General features: G+C 63.9%; 18 protein-coding genes. 8 read left to right on the forward strand and 10 right to left on the reverse strand.

Translation table 11 applies throughout. From position 1 onward, the window contains the following. Positions 1 to 74 precede the first annotated feature (74 nt). From H6718_35515 to H6718_35525, 3 genes are all read left to right on the forward strand, one after another. A complete protein-coding gene (locus H6718_35515) occupies positions 75 to 725 on the forward strand; it encodes an SMI1/KNR4 family protein (protein MCB9590771.1) in 651 nt (216 codons plus the stop codon). A gap of 159 nt (positions 726 to 884) precedes the next feature. Then, positions 885 to 1,214 carry a hypothetical protein gene (locus H6718_35520; GenBank protein MCB9590772.1) on the forward strand — a complete coding sequence of 110 codons (330 nt, stop codon included), beginning with the start codon at positions 885 to 887 and terminating at the stop codon, positions 1,212 to 1,214. Positions 1,215 to 1,258: 44 nt separating this feature from the next. Beyond that, a complete protein-coding gene (locus H6718_35525; protein MCB9590773.1) occupies positions 1,259 to 2,437 on the forward strand; it encodes a sigma-70 family RNA polymerase sigma factor in 1,179 nt (392 codons plus the stop codon). A gap of 21 nt (positions 2,438 to 2,458) precedes the next feature. On the opposite strand, the gene H6718_35530 is transcribed toward H6718_35525, so the two are convergent. From H6718_35530 to H6718_35550, 5 genes are all read right to left on the reverse strand, one after another. Further along, positions 2,459 to 3,613, reverse strand: coding sequence for a hypothetical protein (locus tag H6718_35530; GenBank protein MCB9590774.1), 1,155 nt, complete (start codon positions 3,611 to 3,613; stop codon positions 2,459 to 2,461). 83 nt (positions 3,614 to 3,696) lie between these two features. Further along, on the reverse strand, positions 3,697 to 4,620 hold the full coding sequence (locus H6718_35535; protein MCB9590775.1) for a DUF4215 domain-containing protein: 924 nt from the start codon (positions 4,618 to 4,620) through the stop codon (positions 3,697 to 3,699). A gap of 1,457 nt (positions 4,621 to 6,077) precedes the next feature. Next, positions 6,078 to 8,606: an AAA family ATPase gene (locus H6718_35540; GenBank protein MCB9590776.1), complete on the reverse strand. Its 2,529-nt coding sequence runs from the start codon at positions 8,604 to 8,606 to the stop codon at positions 6,078 to 6,080. A 68-nt stretch (positions 8,607 to 8,674) separates the two neighbouring features. Continuing rightward, complete coding sequence (locus tag H6718_35545; GenBank protein MCB9590777.1) at positions 8,675 to 10,588, reverse strand: hypothetical protein; 1,914 nt, start codon at positions 10,586 to 10,588, stop codon at positions 8,675 to 8,677. Positions 10,589 to 10,740: 152 nt separating this feature from the next. Then, positions 10,741 to 12,402 (reverse strand): hypothetical protein, encoded by a 1,662-nt coding sequence (locus H6718_35550; GenBank protein ID MCB9590778.1) that lies wholly within the window; start codon positions 12,400 to 12,402, stop codon positions 10,741 to 10,743. 78 nt (positions 12,403 to 12,480) lie between these two features. On the opposite strand from H6718_35550, the gene H6718_35555 reads away from it, so the two are divergent. Together H6718_35555 and H6718_35560 are read left to right on the forward strand one after the other, a co-directional pair. Next, entirely contained in the window at positions 12,481 to 12,711 is a 231-nt protein-coding gene (locus H6718_35555) for a hypothetical protein (GenBank protein MCB9590779.1), read from the forward strand. 569 nt (positions 12,712 to 13,280) lie between these two features. Beyond that, positions 13,281 to 14,387, forward strand: a complete 1,107-nt coding sequence (locus tag H6718_35560; GenBank protein MCB9590780.1) for a hypothetical protein — start codon at positions 13,281 to 13,283, stop codon at positions 14,385 to 14,387. Positions 14,388 to 14,406: 19 nt separating this feature from the next. Here the strand turns inward: H6718_35560 and H6718_35565 are convergent, their stop codons facing one another. Then, positions 14,407 to 15,375, reverse strand: a complete 969-nt coding sequence (locus tag H6718_35565) for a metallophosphoesterase (GenBank protein MCB9590781.1) — start codon at positions 15,373 to 15,375, stop codon at positions 14,407 to 14,409. Positions 15,376 to 15,416: 41 nt separating this feature from the next. Then, positions 15,417 to 16,403: a DUF4423 domain-containing protein gene (locus H6718_35570; GenBank protein MCB9590782.1), complete on the reverse strand. Its 987-nt coding sequence runs from the start codon at positions 16,401 to 16,403 to the stop codon at positions 15,417 to 15,419. Between the two features lie 95 nt (positions 16,404 to 16,498). Here H6718_35570 and H6718_35575 point away from each other — a divergent pair, with 95 nt between their 5' ends. After that, positions 16,499 to 18,919: a hypothetical protein gene (locus H6718_35575; GenBank protein ID MCB9590783.1), complete on the forward strand. Its 2,421-nt coding sequence runs from the start codon at positions 16,499 to 16,501 to the stop codon at positions 18,917 to 18,919. Between the two features lie 5 nt (positions 18,920 to 18,924). Here H6718_35575 and H6718_35580 read toward each other — a convergent pair whose 3' ends face one another. The 3 genes from H6718_35580 to H6718_35590 are packed head-to-tail and all read right to left on the reverse strand — an operon-like array spanning position 18,925 to position 20,356. After that, entirely contained in the window at positions 18,925 to 19,524 is a 600-nt protein-coding gene (locus tag H6718_35580; protein ID MCB9590784.1) for a hypothetical protein, read from the reverse strand. Continuing rightward, positions 19,521 to 19,973 carry a hypothetical protein gene (locus tag H6718_35585; protein MCB9590785.1) on the reverse strand — a complete coding sequence of 151 codons (453 nt, stop codon included), beginning with the start codon at positions 19,971 to 19,973 and terminating at the stop codon, positions 19,521 to 19,523. The genes H6718_35580 and H6718_35585 overlap by 4 nt, the downstream gene beginning before the upstream one ends. Beyond that, entirely contained in the window at positions 19,970 to 20,356 is a 387-nt protein-coding gene (locus H6718_35590) for a hypothetical protein (GenBank protein MCB9590786.1), read from the reverse strand. The genes H6718_35585 and H6718_35590 overlap by 4 nt, the downstream gene beginning before the upstream one ends. A gap of 108 nt (positions 20,357 to 20,464) precedes the next feature. Here H6718_35590 and H6718_35595 point away from each other — a divergent pair, with 108 nt between their 5' ends. Both H6718_35595 and H6718_35600 read left to right on the forward strand, forming a co-directional pair. Next, on the forward strand, positions 20,465 to 21,151 hold the full coding sequence (locus tag H6718_35595; protein MCB9590787.1) for an SDR family NAD(P)-dependent oxidoreductase: 687 nt from the start codon (positions 20,465 to 20,467) through the stop codon (positions 21,149 to 21,151). 285 nt (positions 21,152 to 21,436) lie between these two features. Next, a partial coding sequence (locus H6718_35600) for a hypothetical protein (GenBank protein MCB9590788.1) occupies positions 21,437 to 22,228 on the forward strand: 792 nt, incomplete at its 3' end.

Below are 22,228 nucleotides of genomic sequence, written 5' to 3' on the forward strand. Positions count from 1 at the left end.
TGCTCCCTCACCCGCAAACCTCGGGGAAACGCGTGTTATCTTGCCTCGATCTGGTCCTAGGCTAGCCTGCGCTCGTGGCAGAGCGTGAGACCAAGCTAGCTTCGAAACTCGAAGAGTTACTCGAGCGCTTCAGCGAGGAGCGCCCGGTGCTCCGCCCACCCGCGGGGGCTGCTGCTTGGCAAGCTCTCGCTGAGCGCTTTCCGAACGGGCACTGTCGGCGCTGGTTCGAGGCCTGCGATGGTCAGGACACGGCCTACTCGTTCTACGACTCCCACGAGCTGGTGACTCTGTCGGAGGCCGCTGACGCGATGCGTATCGCGGATGATATCCGGGCGGAACCAGACGGGTACTGGGTCGAGCCGCAGTGGCTGGCGATCGCCGCGGACAATTCAGGGCAACACATCATGATCGATGACCGCGACGGCCGGGTGCTCGCGGTGGCCCACGACGACGACAACGTACCCGTGCTGGCTGAGTCTCCGGAGGCTTGGTTGCAGAGCCTGCTCGATGGTCTGGATGATGGCAGCATTCAGTGGGATCGCACCTTTGGTCTGATTGAGACCAAGGTGCTGGAAGACGTGGCTGCGTACAAACAGGCTCAAGCGGAGCGCAAGCAACAGGCAGCGCAGATGACCCCGAAGCAGCGCCTGGGGCTGTTCCTGACGCTGGGCATCACCATGGGCCTGATGGGCCTGTTGATCTGGTGGCTCGAGTCGCGGCGCTGATCACTCGATCTTTGCGCGCAGTTCACCGAGCTGTCGGCCGCCGGAGTCGCAAAGTCGCACCCTCACCCCCAGAAAATTTCACGGTGGTGTCCAAAACTCGGGGGCTCGCGCATCCTTGGTAGTCGCTGCAGTGGATAGCGGCGGAAAGGACACCAGAGGATGCCGAAGTTTTTGTGTTTGCAGCGCAGTGTGCCCACCAGCGGGGAGGCGATGTCCCCAGCTGAAATGCAGGGGATGTACGAGAAGTTCAACGCCTGGCGAGAGCAGTTCAAGGACAACCTCGTCGATCTTGGAGGGCGCCTCGGAAGCGGCAAGGTCGTCACGGCGGAGACGCTCGATGGGCCGCTAGTCGAGGTCAAGGAGCTGGTCGGTGGCTACATGATTGTCTCCGCGGAAACGCTCGAGGAGGCCGCGGAGATCGCCAGCGGCTGTCCCGGGTTGGTGCGTCCCGGATCAGGCGTCGAAGTGATCGAGATCCGCACGCCTTGACGCTGGAGCTCTCGCCCCGCTTCTTTCGCCACCAGTATGGGCGCTTGGTTGCCAAGTTGGTGCGTCGCTTCGGCGTGCACCAGCTTGGGCGGATCGAGGACGCCGTGCAACAGGCGCTCGTGGTTGCGCTCGAGAGCTGGGGTCGAACGACCCTGCCTGACGACCCTGCAGCGTGGCTCTACCGCGTCGCCGTGAACGAATTTTTGGGGGAGGCGCGCCAGCGCAGCCGTCGGGGACACATTCTCGAGCGCTACACCTCGGACGACGCAGTGGAAGCCGTCGACGTGAAACTCGAAGGCGAGCTCAGCGACGACGAGCTGCTTCTGCTGTTCGTGTGTTGTGACCCAGATATCCCCGTGGAATCCCAGCTGGTGTTCGCCCTGCGCTCGTTGTGTGGTTTCGGCGTACGCGAGATTGCCCTGCGTTTGTTTACTTCCGAGGCCAACGTATACAAGCGCCTGGGCCGTGCTCGCGAGCGCTTGCGTGGGCTTCCCCGAGATCTCGACCTCGAGCCGCAGAACTACGCTGAGCGGCTCCCCGCTGTGCGCGCTGTGTTGTACTTGCTCTTCACCGAGGGCTACCTGTCGGCTCACCCTGAAGTCGCCATCCGGCGGGAGCTCTGCGAAGAGGCGTTGCGGCTCGCGGAGCAACTCGCAGCGCACCCTGTCGGCGCGGATCCGGAGACCGCGGCGCTGATCGCCTTAATGCACCTCCACTTGGCGAGGCTTGGCGCGAGGCAGGATGCTGCGGGTGGTTTGCTGTTGCTCGAGGAACAAGATCGCCAAGCGTGGGATGCGGCGCGGATCCAGCTGGGCTTCCACTGGCTGGCCCGCTCAGCGGACGGAGACGCCTTTACGAGATACCATGCGGAAGTAGGTATCGCCGCAGAACACTGCCTGGCGTCTTCATTCAAGGAGACGAATTGGCGGCGTATCGTCGAGTGCTACGAGCTGCTCGAAGCGGTGAGCCCTTCTCCGCTGCATCGCCTGAACCGAGCGCTAGCCCTGGCGGAGCTTTCGGGAGCCTCGGCGGCCCTTCGGTGCTTGGAAGCGGAAGCGCCGCCGGGTTGGCTCGCCGGATCGTACCTGTGGCTCGCAGCGCTCGCCGACTTGTGTCGCCGTGCGGGAGACGGCGCGCGCGCCGACCGGTACAAGCGAGAGGCCTTGGAACAAGCTCCCAATGCTGCGATCCGCGTGCTGCTCGAACGCCGCCTGAGCGACTGACTTCGTCGCGCCAACACGCTGCTACTGATGAGCTGCGTGCCAGGCGTTGACCTCGACTATCCCCCGAATCAAGGAGCGCACGGCTTCTGCCTCCACGCCGTAGGGGATCTTCACGGCGCCGCGACCCGCGACCTCGATCACCATGCCGGTGAACGTGTCGTCGAGCTCGCGTCGGATCGCGCTTAACGGGATCGCCTCGCGTGCTTCGAACTCCTTGCACACGAGGTGAGAGGGCGTGACGACCACCGCGTCCTTGGCGGAGCCGAAGGTGGTCAAGTCGACTGCTCCGAACAGCGGCATCTGGCTGAGTTCGCCGGGCAGCACGAACTGGTAGAGATTGGCGTGCTGCGAGCTGGGGATCCCGTCGATCCAAACTCGCTTGCCCAAGTGAGGCGTGAGTGAAGCGCGCACGCAGTGCAGGTAGTCGACCTGTGGTTGAGGCGACGGCGTACCCGCAGCGGAAGCGGCTGGAGCCTCCATCGCGGCTTCAGTGAGGTGGTAGGTTGGGTCGAACACGTCCACGAAGCGCGGCGATTGAATGTAGTGCTGCCGCTCGCACGTGGCTGGATAGAGGCACTCGCTCAGGCTCCTCATCAGCTGCTGCCAAACGGCGAAGCCCACCTGAGGGGTGGTGAAACCGCCGTAGCGCCCCGCCTGCATCACCACCTCGCTGGTGCCGTCCCCGCGGCTCCGGATCTGGACGCCCCAGTCTAGAGTCACCTCTCCAAAGCCGCTTTGCCACTCCCACTTCAGCGCCTTGACTGCTGACTTCAACCCGTAGTGAGCGTTCAGTTGCTGTGCTACCTCGGGGAAATAGCCAGAGTCCCAGCGCGGCGGGCTCAACATGCCGCCCTCACGTAAGATGGCTGGGGCAGCGAGGCAGCCGTTCAGGATCCCGTAGTGCTCCCCGGGCATGCTCGACATGCCTGAAAACGGCTGGACGTAGCAGTGGTGCCAGCCTCCTGAGTCGAAACGCAGCACCTGGAGCGCGTCGATACCTAGCTTGCCCCCGAAGAGGTTCTTCAGGGCGCTGACCGTCGCGCCGCCCACGCCGCGCCCTTCCGGCGAGATGTCGACGGCTTCCACGATCCGCGCGTTGGTCTTGAGCGCTTCGTCGATCAGGCCTCGTTGCTGTCGTTGTCTCCCGGCATGGGCCCGGTCGTCGATGAAGCTCACCGTGAATTGCTACACCGCAACACTTCGAGCGGCCAGCTGGGATTCGGACGTCGACCGATTCCCAGCTGACCTACGGAACGGCACTACATGCTTGCGGTCAGCTCGAAGGCGCCGCCTTCTTGAGCGTTGTGGCCTTGGACCACGATCGTGACCGGCGTGCCTGCAGTGACGTCGACGTCGAGCTGCTCGCTTTGACCGGCCCAGCCGCTGTTCGAGCAGCGCAGTTGATCGGGATCAACGGGGCCGCAGGTGCTCAAGGCAACCAAGTCAAGATTCCCTGCGGAAGTAAGATCCAGGTGGAGCGTTCCGCTCGTTGCCGGGGTGAAGGTGTAGGCGCGTTCGGCACCGCTCTGGTAAGCACAGAAGCCGCTGGTGTCGAAGTAGTGCGTGCCGCTGTCCACGTTGCCGGATACCGGTGTGTTCAGACTCAAGGTAGGGAGCCCGGCACAGAGGGGCGTCCACTCGATGGTGGAGCAATCTGCTGAACAGCCGTCGTTGTCGGTTTGATTTTTGTCGTCGCACACTTCGCGGCCGCTCACCACGCCGTCGCCGCAGTTCTCCTCGACGTAGCTTGCCGAGAGCACGAACAAGCCTTGGGCGCCGGGGTAGGCCCCACGCACCGTCACCAGGAGCGGCTTCGTGGGCGCTGCCTCGAAGTTGATCTCCAAGTAGTCGGTGCCCGGCAGGTTTTGGCACTTGAGCTCGCTGTTGGCGTCGGCACAGTCGGCGAGCACACTGATGCCGAGATCCGCCGCGCTGTCGAGCTCGAGAATCAGCTTGCCAGGGCTGGGTGGCGCGAACGCGTAGAGCTTCGAGGGATTCGCGATGTACGGGTCGCAGAATGAAGCGTAACCGGTTGGCCCTCCTTCATTGCTGTCGAAGTTGATGCCCAGGCTGAGCGGCTCTGCTTGGTCGCAAAGCTTGCCGGGTTCGGCGGAACGGCAGTCCCCGGAGCACCCATCCCCGCTCTCGGTGTTGCCGTCATCGCACTGCTCGCCTCCTATCAGGTCGAGCTGCTTGTCGCCGCAGACCGGCCGCGTGTGGCAAACCCCGATGCTTGGGTTCGAGAACAGTGGCAAGCAGTCTTGATTCGGACCGCACACTGGGTCGTTCATCTTGCACAGGCGCTCGCAGAGCTTGGCCTGTTCCTCGGGGAACCAATTGATGCACAGGCCGCGGAACATATCGCCTTCTGGGCCACAGTCGCGCAGGTCTGGGCTGGACGTCTCGCACTCAGTGCCCACCGGCGCCTGATCACCGACGGCCAGGGGTTCGCACAGGTTGATCTGCGAACAGTACGTCCCACTCGGGCAGTCGCCCTTGTCAGTGAGGTAGTCACATGCCTTCTGGCAGCGCGACGGATCACCCGTGCAGAACGCACCTGCCTCACAGCCTGTGGAAACGTCTGACGGTGTGCAGGCTTCCCCGACTTTAGCGGTTCCCGTGGCGATGCAAACGCCGGTCTCTTGAACGGGTCCGAGGGGGAAGCACACTTCGCCTTCGGCGCAGACGCCTGAGGCGTGCTGCGTGCACTCGGTGTAGCAAGCGCCAGCGGCTGAACCCCCTTCATCACGCTCGATCAACGCGCCAATCTGGGACATGCAGCGCTGCCCTTCATCGCAAAACGGCGGGTCGAAGGTGAGGCTGCACTCATAGGCCACGCACTTGTGCGTCTCGACGTCGCAGACCTGCCAAGCTTCGTTCGGGCAGTCTTCCGCGCTATCGCACTCGCCGCCGTTCACCGGTGTGGTATCGAAGGACCAAGAGGGCAAATCGAAGCAGGTGCCGCCCGGCACTTCGTTCCAGCTCAAGTCGGCGTTCTGAGTCACTTCCACGAGCTGCACCGAGTCAACGCTGCCCGCACCGGCGCCTTCGAAGAAGTCGAGCTTGTCGAGCTTCATGGTTCCCGACTTTTGGAAGAACACACGGCGGGGTCGGTTCACTTCGTCGTAGGCCACGAGCAACACGCAGTGCTCGCAGGTGCCGTAGTTGTCGTCGGGCGACTGACTCAAGTCGTAGCTGCCTGCCGGCAGGCCGCTACCTTCGTCGTACAGCTCGAGTGCGAGCCGGGTCTTCGCGTAGCCAGCGAGTGGATGGTCGACGCGAGCCTGGAGTGCGAAGGCGCCGAAGCTGCCGAAGTACAGCGATGTGTCTTCTGGCGTGAGGGTCACGCAGCCACCACTCCCGCCGGTGCCAGCCGTGCCACCGGTTTCGCTGCCAGCAGTGCCGCCGGTTCCAGCCGTTCCTCCGCTGCCGCTGGTTCCACCGCTCCCCGCGGTGCCCGCCGTACCCGCGGTGCCGCCGCTCGACGGAGCAGAATGTGCGACTTCGTCGCTACCGCAACCGCTGAGCGTCAGTGGAAGAATCAAGCCTGCCAAGCATCGCCATCGCATCGTCATGGCCAAACCATGGTGGAAAGTGGCTCGTTGAGCGCCTGAAACCGATCTGAAAGTTTGGTCTCAGCTCACGCGTCTTCGTGCACGAGGAGCGGGATTTCGGCGGGGATCAGATACCCGGCGCCGTTCTGTTCGACGACCCCGCGAAGGCCCATCCGGCGCAACGTGGCGATCGCCGTGTAGACCCGCCCCGCTGCGGCGGAGGGCAGGATGCGCTCACCCGGCCAGCCCGCGCGGATCAAGTCATCAACGGATAGCGCAACTCCGGGCTGAGCGTGGCGCGCCGCGACCAACGCTCGCAGTACGCCTCGCACGGCACGCCGCCTCCCGAGAGCGACGTTGTGAGCTTGATCGGAGAGCCGGAAGAACGATGCGTCCTTCGCCACCAGGAGCGGCTTCTCCGGTGGCTTGACGAAGAACCGTGCGCGAAGGCGCCGCGCGAGGCGCACGTCGGCAAAGCCTTCTAGTTCGCTTCCTTGCGGCAACTCATGACCGCGAAGTACGTCGAGCACGGCGGCGAAGACCTTACGACGATCACGCTCCAAGAGCTGCGCGGCGTGGGCAAAGAGCCGCTCTGCGTCGCTCTGGTGGCCCTGCATCGCGTAGTACACTCCACGTAGCGTCACCATCACCCCTTCGTAGTCTCGGCCGTTTTCCCGGATCAGCGGCAGCGCGACGCGGATTTCGTCTTCCGCTGCGCGGAACTCACCGAGCTCGAGCAAGAGCCCAATCAGCCCGCACAACGCAAAGGCTTCGGCACGCTTCGCACCTTCCGCGTCGGCGATACGTCGCGCGCGATGGAAGTCGACCAGCGCCCGAGAGCTGTCGCCCGTCTCCTGCCTCACCCGCGCGATGTGACTCAGCGCGACGGCGGTCAAGTGCCTTGAGTTCATGAAGCGGATGGAGCGCCCGGACTCGATGATGCCCATGGCGTCAACCAGCTCGCCGAATGCCTCATCGAAGGCGCCCCGCTCCACTAGCAAGACGCCAAGAGAGAGGCGCGCGAACGCTTCCGCGAAGGCGTCAGCTCGCTGGACAGCCACGGAAATGCTCTCGCGAAACAGCGGCTCCGCGACGCTCCACGCATCTTGATTGACGTGGGTGTTGCCCACCATCGCAAGGGTCAGCGCGTGGCCAGATCCGTCATCTCCGGCCACTTGTGCCTCGGCAAACAACGCTCGACTCCGTTCCCACTGAGACTGGGCAGAGGCATTGCACCCGAGACCGACCAGCGCCTCGACTTCGATGCGCGCGTCTTCTGCTTTGAGCGCGAGCGCTCGCGCGTCTTCGAGGTCCGACTCGGCTTGACGATATTCCGCGAGGAATCGATTGAAGGTCCCAGACTTGAGCCTCACCTTCGCGCGCTGCAGCGTGGGGAGTTCGCTGATGTCGACGCGAGCGAGCAAATCGCGCGCCGCCGTGTAGGGTAACCCGTAGCCGGGGCTGGCCAGCCGCAGCGCGACCTCCGCCGCGCCGTGCTGATCCAGCAGCAAGCACGTCTCGAAGGCAGCCTTGAGGTTGGCTGCTTCGTCCTGGGAAGCGTTCGTCTCCAGCACCGCCGTGGCGGCGCGATTCGCCCAGTAGTTTGCGTGACGGGCTTCGATCACGTGCCACGTTCCGACGCTTCGGGCGTGAGCGACCAGCCAGTCCCGAACGCTTCGTGAAAGCACGTATCGCAAGTGGCCAGGCTGACGGGTCACCATCAGAAGGGAGTGATTGCGCGCTGCCATCAAGCCGGAGATCGCGTCCACCTCAGGGGCCACAACCTGTTCGAGACCCTCGAGATCGGTTCCTCCGGGGAACGCTGCGCAAGCGAGGAGGCACGACTGACCGTCTCCCTCTAGCAGGTCGAAGGAGGTCGCGATCGACGCGTCCAGGTCATGGTCCGTGTCGCGCCTCAGATGTTCGATGCGTGCGTGCAGCTGACCCGGCAGCAACACCCCAAGTCGTGGCGCTGCTAGCTCGATGGCTTGCGGCAATCCGCCGAGCGACCTGACCAAACGCTCTACGGCTTCCCGTTCGTCCCCTCCGAGGCGGATCCGCGCGAGTTCGAGCGTTCGCACACGCAGCAGCTCAGCGGCTTCTGACCATGCATCCGCGACGTTTGCGTCGATGCTTGCCTCGACGCCCAGGGGAGGGAGCTCCAGCTGCTCACAAGGCGCGCCCGTTCGCCGTCGGCTGGTTAGGATGAACGGCGTAGGGGACGCTTCGAACCAATGTGTGATGAGTTCATCCGCTTCTGCGCATAGCGACTCGCAGCCGTCGAGCACCAACATACGGGTGGTGTGTGACAGTTCGCGCTCGACACGCGCCAGTGCCTCCGCAGAGGTGCCCGTCGTTCCGGCGATGCCCAGCGCGGCAGCTACGCGCGCGACGAGCTCCGTTGGTTCCCTCACCCCCGAGAGACCCACGACCAAGAGCGTTGTCTGCGCTCTCCGGAGCGCCTCGGAGACCAAGCGAGTCTTACCCACCCCGGGCGGGCCGATGATGGCCAACGAGCGGCCCTCGGTGATCGCGTGGGTCAAGCACGCGAGATGCTCTTCGTGACCGACGAAAGAGCTCTCGCCGCCGTCGAGAGCCAGGGGAGGGGCGGCCATAAAAGCGACCCCAATCTAGCACAGCAACGCGACTTGGCCGCTCGCTTGGAGCGCCCGTCGGCGGCCGTTCAGGGCTGCGACTTTTCTGCGGATTGTTCGGGTACCGCGTGTTCTTGCGCCGTGTGTTCCTGCGCTGTGCAGACCTCCGCCGGCGTCACGAGTTCACCGAACACGCAGCGCTCAGCCCTTGACCCCGGCGCCGTCGATGGGAAGCGAAAGGCGTCTCCCTGCAGCTCGGCGACGGGATCTCCCGTGTTTCCTCCGGAAAACGCTGAGCTACTGAGCCACGCGAACGCTCTCCAGCCGTCCGCTGGCAAGTCTTGGCCCACTCGTGCGCCGTCGCTCAAGCGGTAGACCTGCGCCAGACGGTTGAACAGCACCCCCACGAACGCTCCATCGGGCGAGAAGCTCACGTCGATGAACGGCTGTGGATCGAACATTTTTCCTGGTACTCGCAGGCGCCGCAGGCGACGCCCTGTCTTGGTGTCGATGACCACGACGACGGCACCCGCGTACGGCCCCTCAGCACCCCGCTTCGGCTTCACTTCAAGGAACGCCGCCATCGACCCGTCTGCCGCCATGCGCTCGCCGCAGACTTCGGAGACGTTTGCGCCGCCGCTCCCAATGTGCACCAGGCCAGGCTCGGGAGTCACCACCCCTGACCAAGGGCCGGCAGCGCTATTCAGGCAGAAGCGGTTCGCGGCGCGCTGGCGTCCGGCGCCCGTTAGGTCGGCCGTTACGTGCATCGCGCACGAGTAGTAACGAATGTAGACCTGGTTCGTGCACACCAAGCCATCCGGGGTTGCGATGTGGGTGATCTGCCCCACCATCTCTTCCGCCGGTAGTTTGCGTGCGGAATTGCCACCAAACGCGGCGACCCGTACGTCCCTGCCTTCGCCGGCCACCACCAAGCCGAAACGTGGGTCCAGCGTCGCCGCGGGTAAAGTCACCACGCTCACCGGCATGACCAGGCTCGCGAGGCGCTTCTCAGAGTCGAGCTGAATCGCTTCAATCAGCCAGCCTCGGACAGGCGCGGCTGCGTCCGAGTAGACGGAGCGCCGCAGCAGGACGCCCCCCCACTTCTTCAGGTAGGAGAACGAGAGCTCGGGGCCTGCAAGTGAATCCGGTGGCGTCCAAACTTGGCTGTCCGGGTCTGTCATATCCTCGGGGAAGATGAACTGGGTGCGCACGCCTGCGTCCACGTCCTGTTCCACGGCGATGTATGGACCGACGCGGGCAGCGGTGACATCACCACCCGCCTCGGTCGCTCGCGTGAAGGTTCGCTCAGGGTTGCTCAAGTTGATCACCCACGCTGTGCCGTCCTGCACCGAGCCGATCAACCAGTCTCCTAGGCGACGAAACCTGGACTCGCAACTCGGCCTACCGAGGGCGAGCGGCGGGTGCTTTTCGCGCCAGAGTTTCACCTGCTCCCCGACGACCAACCAGCTCTCGGTGGTGATGGGCCATACCGCCCGTGCTCGGCCTGAGAATTGAACGCTTCCATCCGCGCGGAACAGCTTCCAGAGGCGTTGCTGAGGCTTGCTCGCGAGCTCCCATGCTTCCAGGCGCGTCCCCGGAACCGCCGGCGCGACCAGTGATGGTGCGCAGAGGTCCTGCCCTGGAGTTGAGGGGGTGACTTCTCGAGCCAGCACCGGAGCCTGTTTGGTTTCCCGACGATACGCGATCTGCGCCCGCGCCCATGCGGCACGTGCGCCCTCAGGTTGCTTCGCAGTACTGAGTCGCTGAGCCTCGCTCACGTACTCGGCCCCTCGCTTCGGCGCGCTCAACGCCGCTCGGGTCCGTGCCAAGCTTTGCCTTAGGCGTGAGGCGCTCTGCGTTGTCAGATGTTTTTCCGCGAGGCAGTGTTGCCATGCCTGATTCGCGAGCACACCGGCTCTCAGTAGCTCACCGGCTTGCAACGCATCGTCGATCGCCTCAGGCGTCGGCTCCGCAGCGCTCGACCCCGACGACGCGAAGTTCATTCGACCGAGATCGATAGGCCTCCAACTTGGGCAAGCGACCGACGGCGCAACGGCAGCTTTTGGGGGTGAGGGCGAGCCAGGTGCCGCTTCAGGCTGTCCAACAGGCCCGCAGCCGAACAGCAGCACGCATGCTCCAAGCAACAGAGTCCGCTTCACGGCTTCTTTCGCGTCAGGCTGCGGCACACGGAACCAGGAGTGAGCAACGAACCAAACAGGCACATCTCGCGCCCAGCATCTGCGCTGACGCGCATTGCTTGGCGCAATGTCCGTCCCACAATACTGAAAACGGGCGCATCACTGTTTCCGCCGGAGAACGTGGTCTCGTCGAGCCAGATGACGCCGTTTAGGTTGGGTGCGGGAACGCTTCCGCTGAGCGGTGTGCCGTCACTGGTGCGAAAGACCGATACTTGGCCGCCGAAGACGCTCGCGATGTGGGCGCCGTCGGGGGAGAACTCGGAGCCGATGAAGGCGTACCTCGGCTCGGTTTCTCCGGGCAATGGATGGCTCCAGAGTTCACGCCGGGTTCTGGTGTCGACGAGGATCAGCAGGGCTCCTCGGAACGGTTCGTCGTCGCCCGTGCGCGGCTTGACTTCCATGAAGGCTGCACTCGCCCCGTCCGGCGAGAGCCGTTGCCCGCACACGCCATACACCACCGTGCGTCCCTCACTCCCAAGGTGGACGAAGCCGCGTCGGGGCGCCACTACTCCGCTCCAAACGCCATCCGCGTTGCCAAGGCAGAATCGGTTGTGTGCTCGATGACGTCCCGCCCCGACCAGGTCTGCAGTGACTCTCAGGTCGCAGCTGTAGTAGCGTCCCAATTGAACCTGATCGGTACACAACAGGCCATCGCGTGTCACCCGAAGGCGCTCCACCTGGCCATCGACTTCGTTTGCTTGAAGTTTCCGGGAGGTACCCGAACCGAGGGACGTGGCAATGACGTCTTTACCTTCGCCGACCACGATTAATCCGTGGCGAGGGTCGAGAGTCGCCGCGGGGGTGGTGGACTCGGTCGGTGGCCACAGCTGTCGAGCCAAGCGTTTGCCAGTCTGTAGCTGGATCGCATTGACTTCGAAGTTGAAGCCCATCGGTAGTTTTGGGTCCGTGACGACCTTGCGCTCGACCAAGACCGCTCCCCAATGTGGGACGTCAAAGAGCCGGACATCAGCGTCCTGAGGGAGCTTGTCGTCGCTCCACGCCTCTCTGCGTGGTGTTTCTGAAGCCGTAGGGAAAATGAGCAGGGTGCGTTCGTCACCGTCGGCTACCCGCCACAGTTCGAGGTACTTCCCAACCCGGGTCGCCTCCAGTCGTGTCGCTCCACGTAGAGGGAAGGCGAAGGAGCGTTCAGGGTGCTCCAGGTTCAGTGCGTGCGCTTGTCCACCAGCCCCCCCGATCAACCACTCATCGATCCGTTGGAAGAGTGGTTGGCAGTCGACCTTGCCCAGGCGTTCGACCCTTCCGTCGGCGTGCATCAGGTTTGCTTCGTCACGAAATACCAGCCAAGCGTCTTCTGCCACAGCCTTCACGTAGCGTGCTTCCCCGGCGAACAACGACTCGCCCGCGCTTGTCTCGAGCTCCCAGTAGTAGCGTTCGCCCGCATCAATGATCTGGACGCTAAGCGAGGTTCGTGTGGGACGTTCGACGCGAACCTCAGGAGCACAGCCCCGTTTCTCGACCAAGGGTACCGTGGTGTCCTGCAAGCGAATGCGCTGCGCTTCGAATCCCGTTTCCCGGAGGTACGCCATCAACGCGCGGTCCCAGGCAGCATGGGCTTTCGCCGACTTGTGCTTTGCATCCAGTGTTCGGGCTCGGGTCACATAGTCGGCCCCAGCAAGGGGGGCGTGGGAAGCTGCACGTAGGTTCGACAAGACCCGCCGAAGGTTCTGAGCAGCGTCTTGGCTGAGGTCAGCCTCGGTCGCTTCGCAAGCGCGCGACGTTGCGTTCCCGAGTGCGCTCGCTCGGGCGAGTTCACCGTCGGCAAGCAACTCCTCGATCCGCATTGCCCCCCGTTCGATGCTCAGCGCCGCGTCGTCGCCAAGCTCGACGTCCCCCAGTTCGATCGGCGCCCACGCTGGGCATTTCGCAGTGTGCTCGCTATTGGCCGCAACGGCAGCTTTTGGGGGTGAGGGCGAGCCAGGTGCCGCTTCAGGCTGTCCAACAGGCCCGCAGCCCACACAAACCAACCCAAGGCCAAGCGCCAGTCGTCGGAATCGCTCCACAGTTGTAGAGGTGCCATCCTGCGCATCCTGTGAAAAGCCATAGCCACTAACCCGAAGGAACCTCGGAGAGCCATTCGTCGTTGGGTATTGGGGGGCGAATTCCCTGCGGGCGAGCGCCGGCCGATGCCCCAGGGAATCGCCGTTCCGGCCTGTTTCGGCTTCACGGTAAATCGCGCCCGGGAGGCGCGAACAAGAAACAAATCCCCGCGGAGAAACGCGCGCGGATCCATCCCGGGTTCCCGGCATACATGATCCCACATGCGAGTGTCGCGGGGACCGACGTGGCGAATCAGTCACACCACGTTCTGAGAGAGCGGTGATGTTCACGTCGCGCGTGTGATGAGCGGTCCACACGAGCTATGCTTTCAGGGTTCGAGTGTCCCGCTTCTTTGCGGGTTTGGGCGTTGCGCATGTTGGCGCGATTCGTGATGGGTCTATCGCGTGTTCTCGCGTGAGGACTAGACAGGTTCGGGCTTATGCAGAGGTTCTTGAGTCTTGGTGCCGTTGGCGTCGTTGGTGGTTTGCTCTTCGTTGCCTGCGGCGGCAGCGAGTTCTCTGGAGGCGGCGGCAGCGGCGCCTCAGGGGGCACCGGCGGCTCCGCGGGTAGTGCGGGTACGGGAGGAGGCGGAAACGCCGGCAGCGCTGGCGCCTCCGGTGGCTCAGCCGGCGGTGGTTCCGGCGGCGTGGGCGGGGCGCCTGATGGAGGAACCAGCGCGGTGGGCGGTGCCGGTGCGACAGGCGGCGCGGCCGGCGCTGCTGGTAGCGGCGGTTCCGGGGGGATGTTGCTCGACTTGACTGAGTTTTGCAGCGCGACCGCGGACCTCTACTGCAACGCAGCCAAGCCATGCTGCGAACAACTCTATTCGTTCGACCAAGCCGCGTGCCGTACCAAGTACCTCAACGACTGCGCGAAAGAAGTGCAAGCAGTCGCCACCACCGCCAAGACCTATCACCCTGAGTACGTTGACCAGTGTCAGGTAAGCTTGGAGGCGCTGCTCGGGATTTGCACTCCGACGGCTCGACAGTTCCTCGAGAACTTCGACGGTCTGCGTGCGTGTGGCTTGGTGTTCCAGGGGAAGAAGATCCAAGGCCAGAACTGCGCGGTGGATTCCGACTGTAGGCCCTCGACGAACGCGAACGTGCACATGAGCTGCGGAGGCCTATTTCAGGTCATCGGCCTTGGCACCTGCCAACGCACCACCGCGTTGCCCGAAGGAGCCAACTGCGAGGTGGGCAACGGCGCAACCGAGAACGAGATCTGTCGGGCGGGCCTGTACTGCGACGTTCGTGACGACGTTGTAGTCGGAACGGAGCCCTACCAGGGCACTTGTCAGACTGCGATCAGCCCCGGCGACCACTGCGAGTTGCTCGGTGGCTACGACGTGCAATGTGGGCTCGGCTACTTCTGCAAGGAAGGCGATTGCGTCGACGCCCTCGCTGGCGGGGAGATGTGCGCGGATGGAAAGCACGAGCAGTGCGCGTCCGGTTACTGCAATCCGTTCGCCAACCACACCTGTCTCGACCTAATCAAGATGGTGGACGAGAAGGACTGCGGCGCGCCCATGGCCGCTGGTCTGCGCTGACGACGCTATTTGTTGGACCCTAACGGTTTGGGGGGGAGGACTTTCGGTAGGTCGTCTTCTGCCACCATTCCCAGGCGTTCCGATCGTAGTCCCAGGACGCGACGGTGAACTCCGTGTCGGTCACGTGCGCAACCCCGAAGCTATGCCAGCGATGCTTGGCAGAGCCGACGTTGTACACGTTGTACCCGCGCCACTTGTAGCGACCGCTCCCATGGTAGTGGCCATGGAAGAAGCCAAGCACCGTGTAGCCTTGGATGACGTCGAAGAGCTTGTCGTCGTACTTGTCCCGGGTAAACCAGGTCTTGGAGTAGGGGCCCTGGAAGGGGAAGTGGAGGAACATGACGATCGGCACGTCCTTCTCCAGGGAGGCGAGGTCCTTCTCGAGCCAGCTCAGTGTCTTCGAGTCCGGTGCCTCACCCAGGCAAACGACGTGAAGATCTCCCCAATCCCAGGAGTACCAGAGCGCGCCATGGCGCTTGATCGCTTGCTGGCGAACGTCCCAGAAGTCGTGGTTACCCACGCCCTCGTACATTGGTAGTTTCCTCGAGGAACCGTAGTACTCGAGGAACGCGGCCCACTGTTCCTTTTGGCCGCTCTCGGTGAGGTCGCCAGCGATCAACACGCCGAGTGGAGTGCCGACTACGCCTCCGATGCTAGCCGGATAGGGTCGACCTGGGAGCTTGTCCATCGCCGCGAGGGCGACCTGGTGAGTCTTTTCCACGCCAAGCGGGAGCGCCAACACGTCTCGATCTGTCGGCGCGTCTTTGGGCACGCCGTATCCGAAGTGGGTGTCCGCCGTGACGTAGAAGGTTGCGTCGAGGCCACCAAGTCGCCGCTTCTTGGTCGCGCGTTTCAACAGGGAGTCGACGCTCGGGAGCGACGACTCCGGCGTCGGCTCCCCATCGCCTTTACTTGGTGCCGGCTCGCGCCGACACCCCAGCGCCAGCAGGCATAGGGTAGCGACGAGAGAGGCGTGTGCGCGGAGCATGTCACGTAATCGTTGGACCAGACCCCGCGTGACACAACTACTCAAGTGTTCGTGTCACCTGTGCCAACGTCGAGGGGATACAGGTGCACCGTGGCGACCATCACCCGGCTTGCTGTAGGCGCCGCCGCGACGAGCGCACGCATTTCACGGTAAAAGCGCAGGCGCAGGTCATTGATCGCTGTCAGGGTTGCGTCGTCGCAGCCAAAAACCAGGTAGGAGAAGCGCCCGTCGCCTGCAGAGGCGATACGCGCCCGGCTGCGCTCCGTCCAATACTCAAGCATACGACGGCCAAGCTCGGGATTCCGCGTGGTATCGATTGAGCGCTGCTTCTCTAGTCTCCAGTGGCTGCCGTCCCAGCGAATGATGCCCGCTAGCTCGAGATCCTGCAGCGTGCGCTCCTCGTCCTCCTGGGAGATCCCCATCCGCTCGGCGATCCAGCCGGGAATGTGTCCGGCCTGAGCGGCGTACTCATCGAGCTCGAGGAAGCGTGGAACCGCTTCAGACAGCGGATTCTGAAAGGCGAGGCGGCGCAGCGCCTCGATGCGTTGCCACTCTTCACCTGCCGCCGGGAGCTGACTCACGTCGACGAAGTCACTCATCAGATCGAGCAGGCGCCTGGTCATGCTGTCGACCAGTTGAAAGAACAGTGGTAGCCGCACCTCGGTCTTTCCGGAGAGGATGCGACTGACTGCAGGGCGACTCAGCCCCACGCGGTCAGCGATCGACTGCATCGAGTTCGTGCCGCGCATCGCGCGGAGCACTGCGGCCACATACGCAGGGCTCGTCGCTTCGTAGTCGCTCAGCTCCGGCGGCGGGCGGGGGTGGAAGAAGCGCTCGAACGCCCCCGCCACGTCTAGGCGAATGCGGGCCGCAGCACGCAACACCTCGCTGGTGTTGGGGGCGCGCCGCCCAGATTCCCAGCCGTAGGCGACGTTCGTGGAGTAGCCCAAGCGGCGACTGAAAGCCGTCTGGGATCGCGCGCCGCGGAGTGCACGCAGGAACTCCTGGGACAGCTGCTGGTAGTCCATATCTGTCAGATATGCACGTTTTGGTGCACTGATGCGAGGTGATTTGTGCAGTCCTGCACTACCCTCGATGCGCTGGGGACGTCATGCTCACGGCCATGACCCTTCGCACTGCTTCCGTCTGCGCCCTGATGTTGTTGCTCACTGGGTGTGGCAGCGACGATGAACCGAACCGTTCCCTCGGGGAAACGGGAGGCGCTGGTGGCGTCTCTGGGAGTGGAGGCACGGCGGGTGTCGGGGGCTCCATGGCTGGCAGCGCCGGTGGTGGCAGCGGGGGGACTGCGGGCGTCGCTGGGAGTGCTGGGACCGCTGGGAGCGCCGGCAGCGCGGGGACTGGAGGCACCGCTGGCGTGAGCAGCTGCGCGACCGTCGACGCGGCGACTCTCGATCAGGGGACCTGGGATGGTCGCTTCACGATTTCGGGCTTCGGCCACAAGTACGGCAACGCCCCAGTGGTTTACGACATGGCTCAAGACGTGGACGGCAGCTGGGTCGTGGCCGGCGCGTTCGACTCCTTCGGCGGTACTTCGGTTCCACCACTGATGCGTTGGGATGGCAGCGCGTGGGCGCCTGCGCGCACCACTTGGGAGCTCCCAGCACCAGAAGATGGTTTCAGTGCCGTCGCCATCGCGGGCGATGGCGCGCTGGCCCTGGCGACCAACGACTCCTTTGGCGAGCGTGATGGCGAGGTTTGGATCGACACCGGAAGCGGGCTCGCGTCGATTGGATCCTTCAAGGGTCAAGTTCGCCGACTCGCTTGGAACAACGGAGTGCTGTGGGTGGCGGGGAACTTCGAGATGGCTGGAACGCCCAAGGTCGAACACCTTGCGTTGTGGGATGGGCTCAGCTGGTCCGAACCCCCGGGGGGAGCGGCAGACGGACCTGTCTACGACGTTACCGTGGGGAATGGTGAGGTGCTGGTCGCCGGAGCCTTCGTCAACGTGGGCGGTGTAACGGCTCAGAAGGCAGCCGGCTACGACGGCACCCAATGGAAGGCCTACGATTTCCCGTCGGCGTTCCTTGTCTACGCGCTGCGCCGGACCGCTGGCGGCGAGCTCTACGCGGGTGGTGCGCTGGGTGACCTCGGCGAAGCGGGCGGACTGGCTCACTGGGACGGTTCCGCATGGCAAACCGTCGGCGGTGGACTGGCGCAGTACGCTACTCGTGGTGTCGTGAGTGACTTCGTAGCGCATGACGGTGTGATCGACGTCGTCGGTTGCTTCAACACGGCCGGTGGGATGCAAGGAGACGCCGGAAGCGTCCCGACCCGCTCAGCGGCCCGCTGGGACGGCAGCGCGTGGCAGGAGCTGAACCCAGGCGGCAGCTCCGTGAGCCCTTGGTTCAATCAGGTCGTGTGCGGCGACGAGGGACCGTCGGCCGTGTGGGATATGGGCCAGCAGCGCATCGTGCAGACCGCCAGCGGATCGCTCTTGGGCGGCAGCTTTCCCGGGATGGGCGGGGTGCTGTCACAGTCAATCATCGCCCGAGATGCTGCGGGCTGGCAGCCGGTAGGTAGCGGCGATCTAGGCATCGGCGGCTCCGTTGACCAGATGGCGACGGGAGGCGACGCGTGCGGTGAAGTCTATGGACTTGGTACCTTCAGTCACGTTTCGGGTGCGCCGGCAGTGGGTCGGGTGATCCACTACACCCCGAACGGCTGGGAGAACCTCGCGGATACGATCCCGAGCGATGCGTACTGTCCAGGACTCGCTGTCAGTAGCACCGGTCAGCTAGCGGTGGGGTGCATGGTTTTCCCGCTCGTAGGTGACGCGGAAGGCAAGGTGTTCACCAATGACAGCGGCACGCTCGTGTCGGCGATCGGCAACATCGTGCTCGATCCGCTGATGGCTCTGGCCTACGCGCCTGACGACACGCTGTGGATCTCCGGCATGGGCCTAACGGGATCCGTGTCGACTTGGGACGGGACGTCCTTGAATACTCTCGATGGTGAATTCGATGGCCCGGTCAGCGAGTTCGCGTTCGCCGACAACGGAGATGTGATCGTCGCCGGTGCCTTCACCCATATCGGTAGCCTCGAGGCGAATCGCGTGGCGCGCTATCACGAAGGCGCCTGGTCGGCCCTTGGCGACGGCATGCCTGGCCAGGTGCTGGCGCTGGCAGTCAGTGGCGACACGGTCTACGCGAGCTGTTACGACGAGGGCAACGGTGCGTACCTGCTCGGTGCGTTCGACGGCTCGACGTGGCAGGAGCTGGCGACTTCCGGGAGCAACCTCACCCCCGATCCTGCTTTCTCTTTCAACGACATCCGGCCGGTGCCAGGCGGCGGGATCTTGCTCGCAGGCTCTGCTGACCTGGACGACAAGAGCGGCTTTGGTTTGCTCTACTACAAGGACGGGCAGTTCCGTGCGGTAGGCGGCGGGTTGGGGGCCATCAGCGTGAACACGGTGAGCCTCGGGAATCAGAGCCTGTGGATCGGCGGCACCATCTACGCCGGTGGCAGCGTGACATCGTCCGTCCCATCAGTCGGGCTTGCGCACCTCGAGTTGCCCGCGAACTGAGGGGCTCAGAACCGGTAGCCGACGCCGTAGAGCGGCCCGATGCGGTTCGCGACAGCCATGTAGTGCACTCCAAGGTACACACCGAAGCCCGTATTATCCGCGGAGGAATACGCGGATAGGTGCATGCGCCCAAGCAGACTCGGCACGAAGCGCTGATCGCCGCTCACCTCGAAGCCGCCGAGCGCCATACCTTCGAGCTCGAGCTGCGCGTTGCTGCGGATCGCAAACTGAAACGGCGCCCACTCGAGGCCGAAGCTCCACACCGAGGGCAACACGCGCTCCCGGATCTCTCCGGCGACGATCTGCTTCTCGGTCGAGAGCGGCAAGTCGTACATCGTCACCGCACGCCAGTACTGAGTGATGAAATACTCCAGTACCGCTTTGGCAGCACTGGTCGGGATCAGCTGCACGTCGTCGTTGTAACGAAACACCTTCGTCGAATCGAACATCTGGAAGGTCCCAACGCTGAACTCGATGGATGACGAACGTTGCACCTCTTCGACGCGATCACTGGTGCTGAACGTCGTCGGAGCGTCGGTGCTCTGCGCAGAAGCCACTTGTGGAACCAACAGCGCGAGCGCGCAGGGCAGTAGCCACCGCTTCACGGCGCGTCCTGCTTGAAGCGCGCCGTGTCCTTGAAGCGCGCCGGATCCTTGAAGCGCACGATATCCGCGCGGATGACCAACTCGAGATCGCTCTTCGTGGTCTTGGTGGAGGTGAACACCGCCTCCTTGGTCTCCGTTTTCTCCGTGATCACGACCACGACGTTGGTCAGGGCCAAGCCAACACCCGGCGGTGCTTGTGCCCAAATCTGCGTGAGTGCTTCGTTCACCAAGCCGAGCTCCACGCTCTGCTTCATCTGCTCGCGCTGCCCTGGAATGGACACGCGCCCCACCGCACCAAATTTCACATACTCGAAGTTCGCCTGGGAAAGCTCCGTGGAAAATGCGGGCAAGGCATATTCAAAGCTCGATTTTGGGGGAGAGGTGCCCCCACAAGCGACGCACGTCAGCGCGAGCGCCACGTAGCCCAAGAGGCGACCGACCGCGCTCATGGCGCCTCCGAGGTCGCGTGAGGCGGACCTTCAGGCAGAAACTCCACGACGTCGGCGCGCAACGTCACGACGCGCACCGCAGGCTTGCCCTCTTCTTCGATCACGCCCTGCTCGAGGGATACATTGCTCAGCGCTTGATTCGGACCGAGCTTGGCTTGTGCCACCAAGCTGTCCATTGCCGCGATCGCCAGCTCTGCGGACTTTGGGTCGTCCACCGGCGCGTGAGCGCTTGCCTTCAGCCCGGTTGAGACGAGCTTGAACGGGCGCGATCCCAGGTTCTTCACCTGATCGGCTCGCACCGTGACCGTCGAACCGTAGTGCACCGTGGTGCTGCAGCCGGCGCAAAGGCACGCCGCAATGAGCAGGAGCTGGGTCGGGCGCATGAGCAAGCCACGACTATAGAATGAACGTGCGCGCGGATAACCTCGAAGTTCCGCAACTGAACAATTGCTGACTTGTAACCCGCCGGTGCCCAGCCTTAACCAAGCACGATGAGCAAGCCGGTCTGCGTCGTCGTTGGTATTGGTCCGAAGAATGGCGCTGCGTTCGCGCGGCGCTTTCACGCGGCGGGCTACAGCGTGGCGCTGCTCTCGCGCAAGACGGAGTTCTCCGAGAAGCTGGTGAAAGAGCTTGGAAGCGACGCCCGCGCGTATGCTTGCGATGTGGCCGACGAAGCCGCGGTCAAGGCTGCCTTCAGCGCGGTCACCAACGACTTGGGAGCGGTAGACGTTCTGGTCTTCAACGCCGGCTCAGGTACCTGGGGGAACATCGAAGAGCTCGACGCCAAGGCGTTCGAGCAGTCGTGGCGCGTGAATACGCTCGGCGCGTTCCTGAGTTCCAAGCAAGTCATCCCGGGCATGCTCGAGAAAGCCGCGGGCAACATCGTCGTGATTGGCGCAACCGCTTCTCTGCGGGGCAAGCCGTTTACCACCGCGTTCGCGCCAGCGAAGGCCGCGCAGCGCTCCCTCGCTCAAGCCATGGCGCGCCACTTGGGGCCCAAGGGCGTTCACGTTTCCCTGCTGATCATCGACGGTCAAATCGCCGAGCCCAACGATGCCCAGCAACCAACGACCCTCGACCCGGCTGCCATCGCCGAAGCAGCCTACAACCTCACGCAGCAACCGAAGAGCGCGTGGACGTTCGAGCTCGACCTGAGGCCCTTTGGAGAGAACTGGTAGTCAGTAGCGGTGCAAGATCTCCCACGCCGGGTCGTGGGTCACCGTGAGCTCCGCCTGCCAGTGGCATGCGTCTCGCAGTACTTCAGGACCTCGCCCTCAGTGATGGAAGTTGAATCCGCGTGGAAGTGTATGACACGCTTTCCTGAGTGGGTCTCGCGGCCGATCCACACGGCGCGGGGCTCCAGCGCGTCGATCAACCCATCTTCGAAATCGACGACTGCCTTGAAATATTCAGCGAGCCTTAGCGAAGAGCTGCACATGAGCGGAATGCTGAGAGATGGACGGATGAGGTTGCCCGGGTTGTTGGCGTGTGTCGGCTGCGTGGCCTTGGCTTGTTCCCCGCGACCTGTGTCCTCAGCGCCGCAGCCCCGCCCAGCGCCGTCTGCACCCGCTGACGAAGCGCCCGAGGTGACGCAACAGGGCCACGCGTCAAACTATCAGGTCGTCGATCTGATGCCGGAGTGGTGGAGCTACTGGGAAGCTGCTCAGTCGGAGCCTCCAGCTCGGAGGGTCGAACTGTTTCTAGCGGGGATGCCCAAGCAGCACCCAGCCGTGTTTTCAGCGAATGTGCTGAGCAAGGATCCGAGCGTGCCCTTTGACCTGAACGCGCGTGTCAGCGAGTTCCTGGAGGGTGCGGCACCCTTGATTCCGAGCATGCGCGCGATCAGTCAGAATATCCGGAGGGATTTGCCGGCACACCAAGCCAGCTTTCAACGGGCGTTTCCGGACTTCGCTTGGGACGGCACGGTGTACTTCACAGTTTCTTTGGACGCCTTCGACGGAGCCGTGCGCGAAGTGGATGGCAAGCCGGTGCTGCTTTTCGGGGTCGACAAAATCGCTCGCCTCTACGGGGCGGATGTCGACCTGGCGCCGCTGTTTCACCACGAGCTATTCCACGTCTACCACTTGGTCACCCGAACTCCGTTCGACCCCGCCCACCCCGACCGCATGTACCAAGCGCTCTGGGGTGAGGGGCTCGCGGTGTACGTGGCCAAACGTCTGAACCCAGCGGCGACGAACCGCCAGCTGGTGCTGACCGACGAGATGGTCGAGCAAGGGGAGGCGAAGCTACCCAGG

The organism is Polyangiaceae bacterium, assembly GCA_020633205.1.
GTDB lineage: Bacteria > Myxococcota_A > Polyangia > Polyangiales > Polyangiaceae > JAHBVY01.

What these genes read in the sequence shown, in the direction of transcription:
- H6718_35585 (MCB9590785.1), bottom strand. Translation starts at nt 19,973, where the DNA reads ATGAGCGCGGTCGGTCGCCTCTTGGGCTACGTGGCGCTCGCGCTGACG.
- H6718_35575 (MCB9590783.1), top strand. Translation starts at nt 16,499, where the DNA reads ATGACCCTTCGCACTGCTTCCGTCTGCGCCCTGATGTTGTTGCTCACT.
- H6718_35565 (MCB9590781.1), bottom strand. Translation starts at nt 15,375, where the DNA reads ATGCTCCGCGCACACGCCTCTCTCGTCGCTACCCTATGCCTGCTGGCG.
- H6718_35595 (MCB9590787.1), top strand. Translation starts at nt 20,465, where the DNA reads ATGAGCAAGCCGGTCTGCGTCGTCGTTGGTATTGGTCCGAAGAATGGC.
- H6718_35545 (MCB9590777.1), bottom strand. Translation starts at nt 10,588, where the DNA reads ATGAACTTCGCGTCGTCGGGGTCGAGCGCTGCGGAGCCGACGCCTGAG.
- H6718_35570 (MCB9590782.1), bottom strand. Translation starts at nt 16,403, where the DNA reads ATGGACTACCAGCAGCTGTCCCAGGAGTTCCTGCGTGCACTCCGCGGC.
- H6718_35540 (MCB9590776.1), bottom strand. Translation starts at nt 8,606, where the DNA reads ATGGCCGCCCCTCCCCTGGCTCTCGACGGCGGCGAGAGCTCTTTCGTC.
- H6718_35560 (MCB9590780.1), top strand. Translation starts at nt 13,281, where the DNA reads ATGCAGAGGTTCTTGAGTCTTGGTGCCGTTGGCGTCGTTGGTGGTTTG.
- H6718_35520 (MCB9590772.1), top strand. Translation starts at nt 885, where the DNA reads ATGCCGAAGTTTTTGTGTTTGCAGCGCAGTGTGCCCACCAGCGGGGAG.
- H6718_35590 (MCB9590786.1), bottom strand. Translation starts at nt 20,356, where the DNA reads ATGCGCCCGACCCAGCTCCTGCTCATTGCGGCGTGCCTTTGCGCCGGC.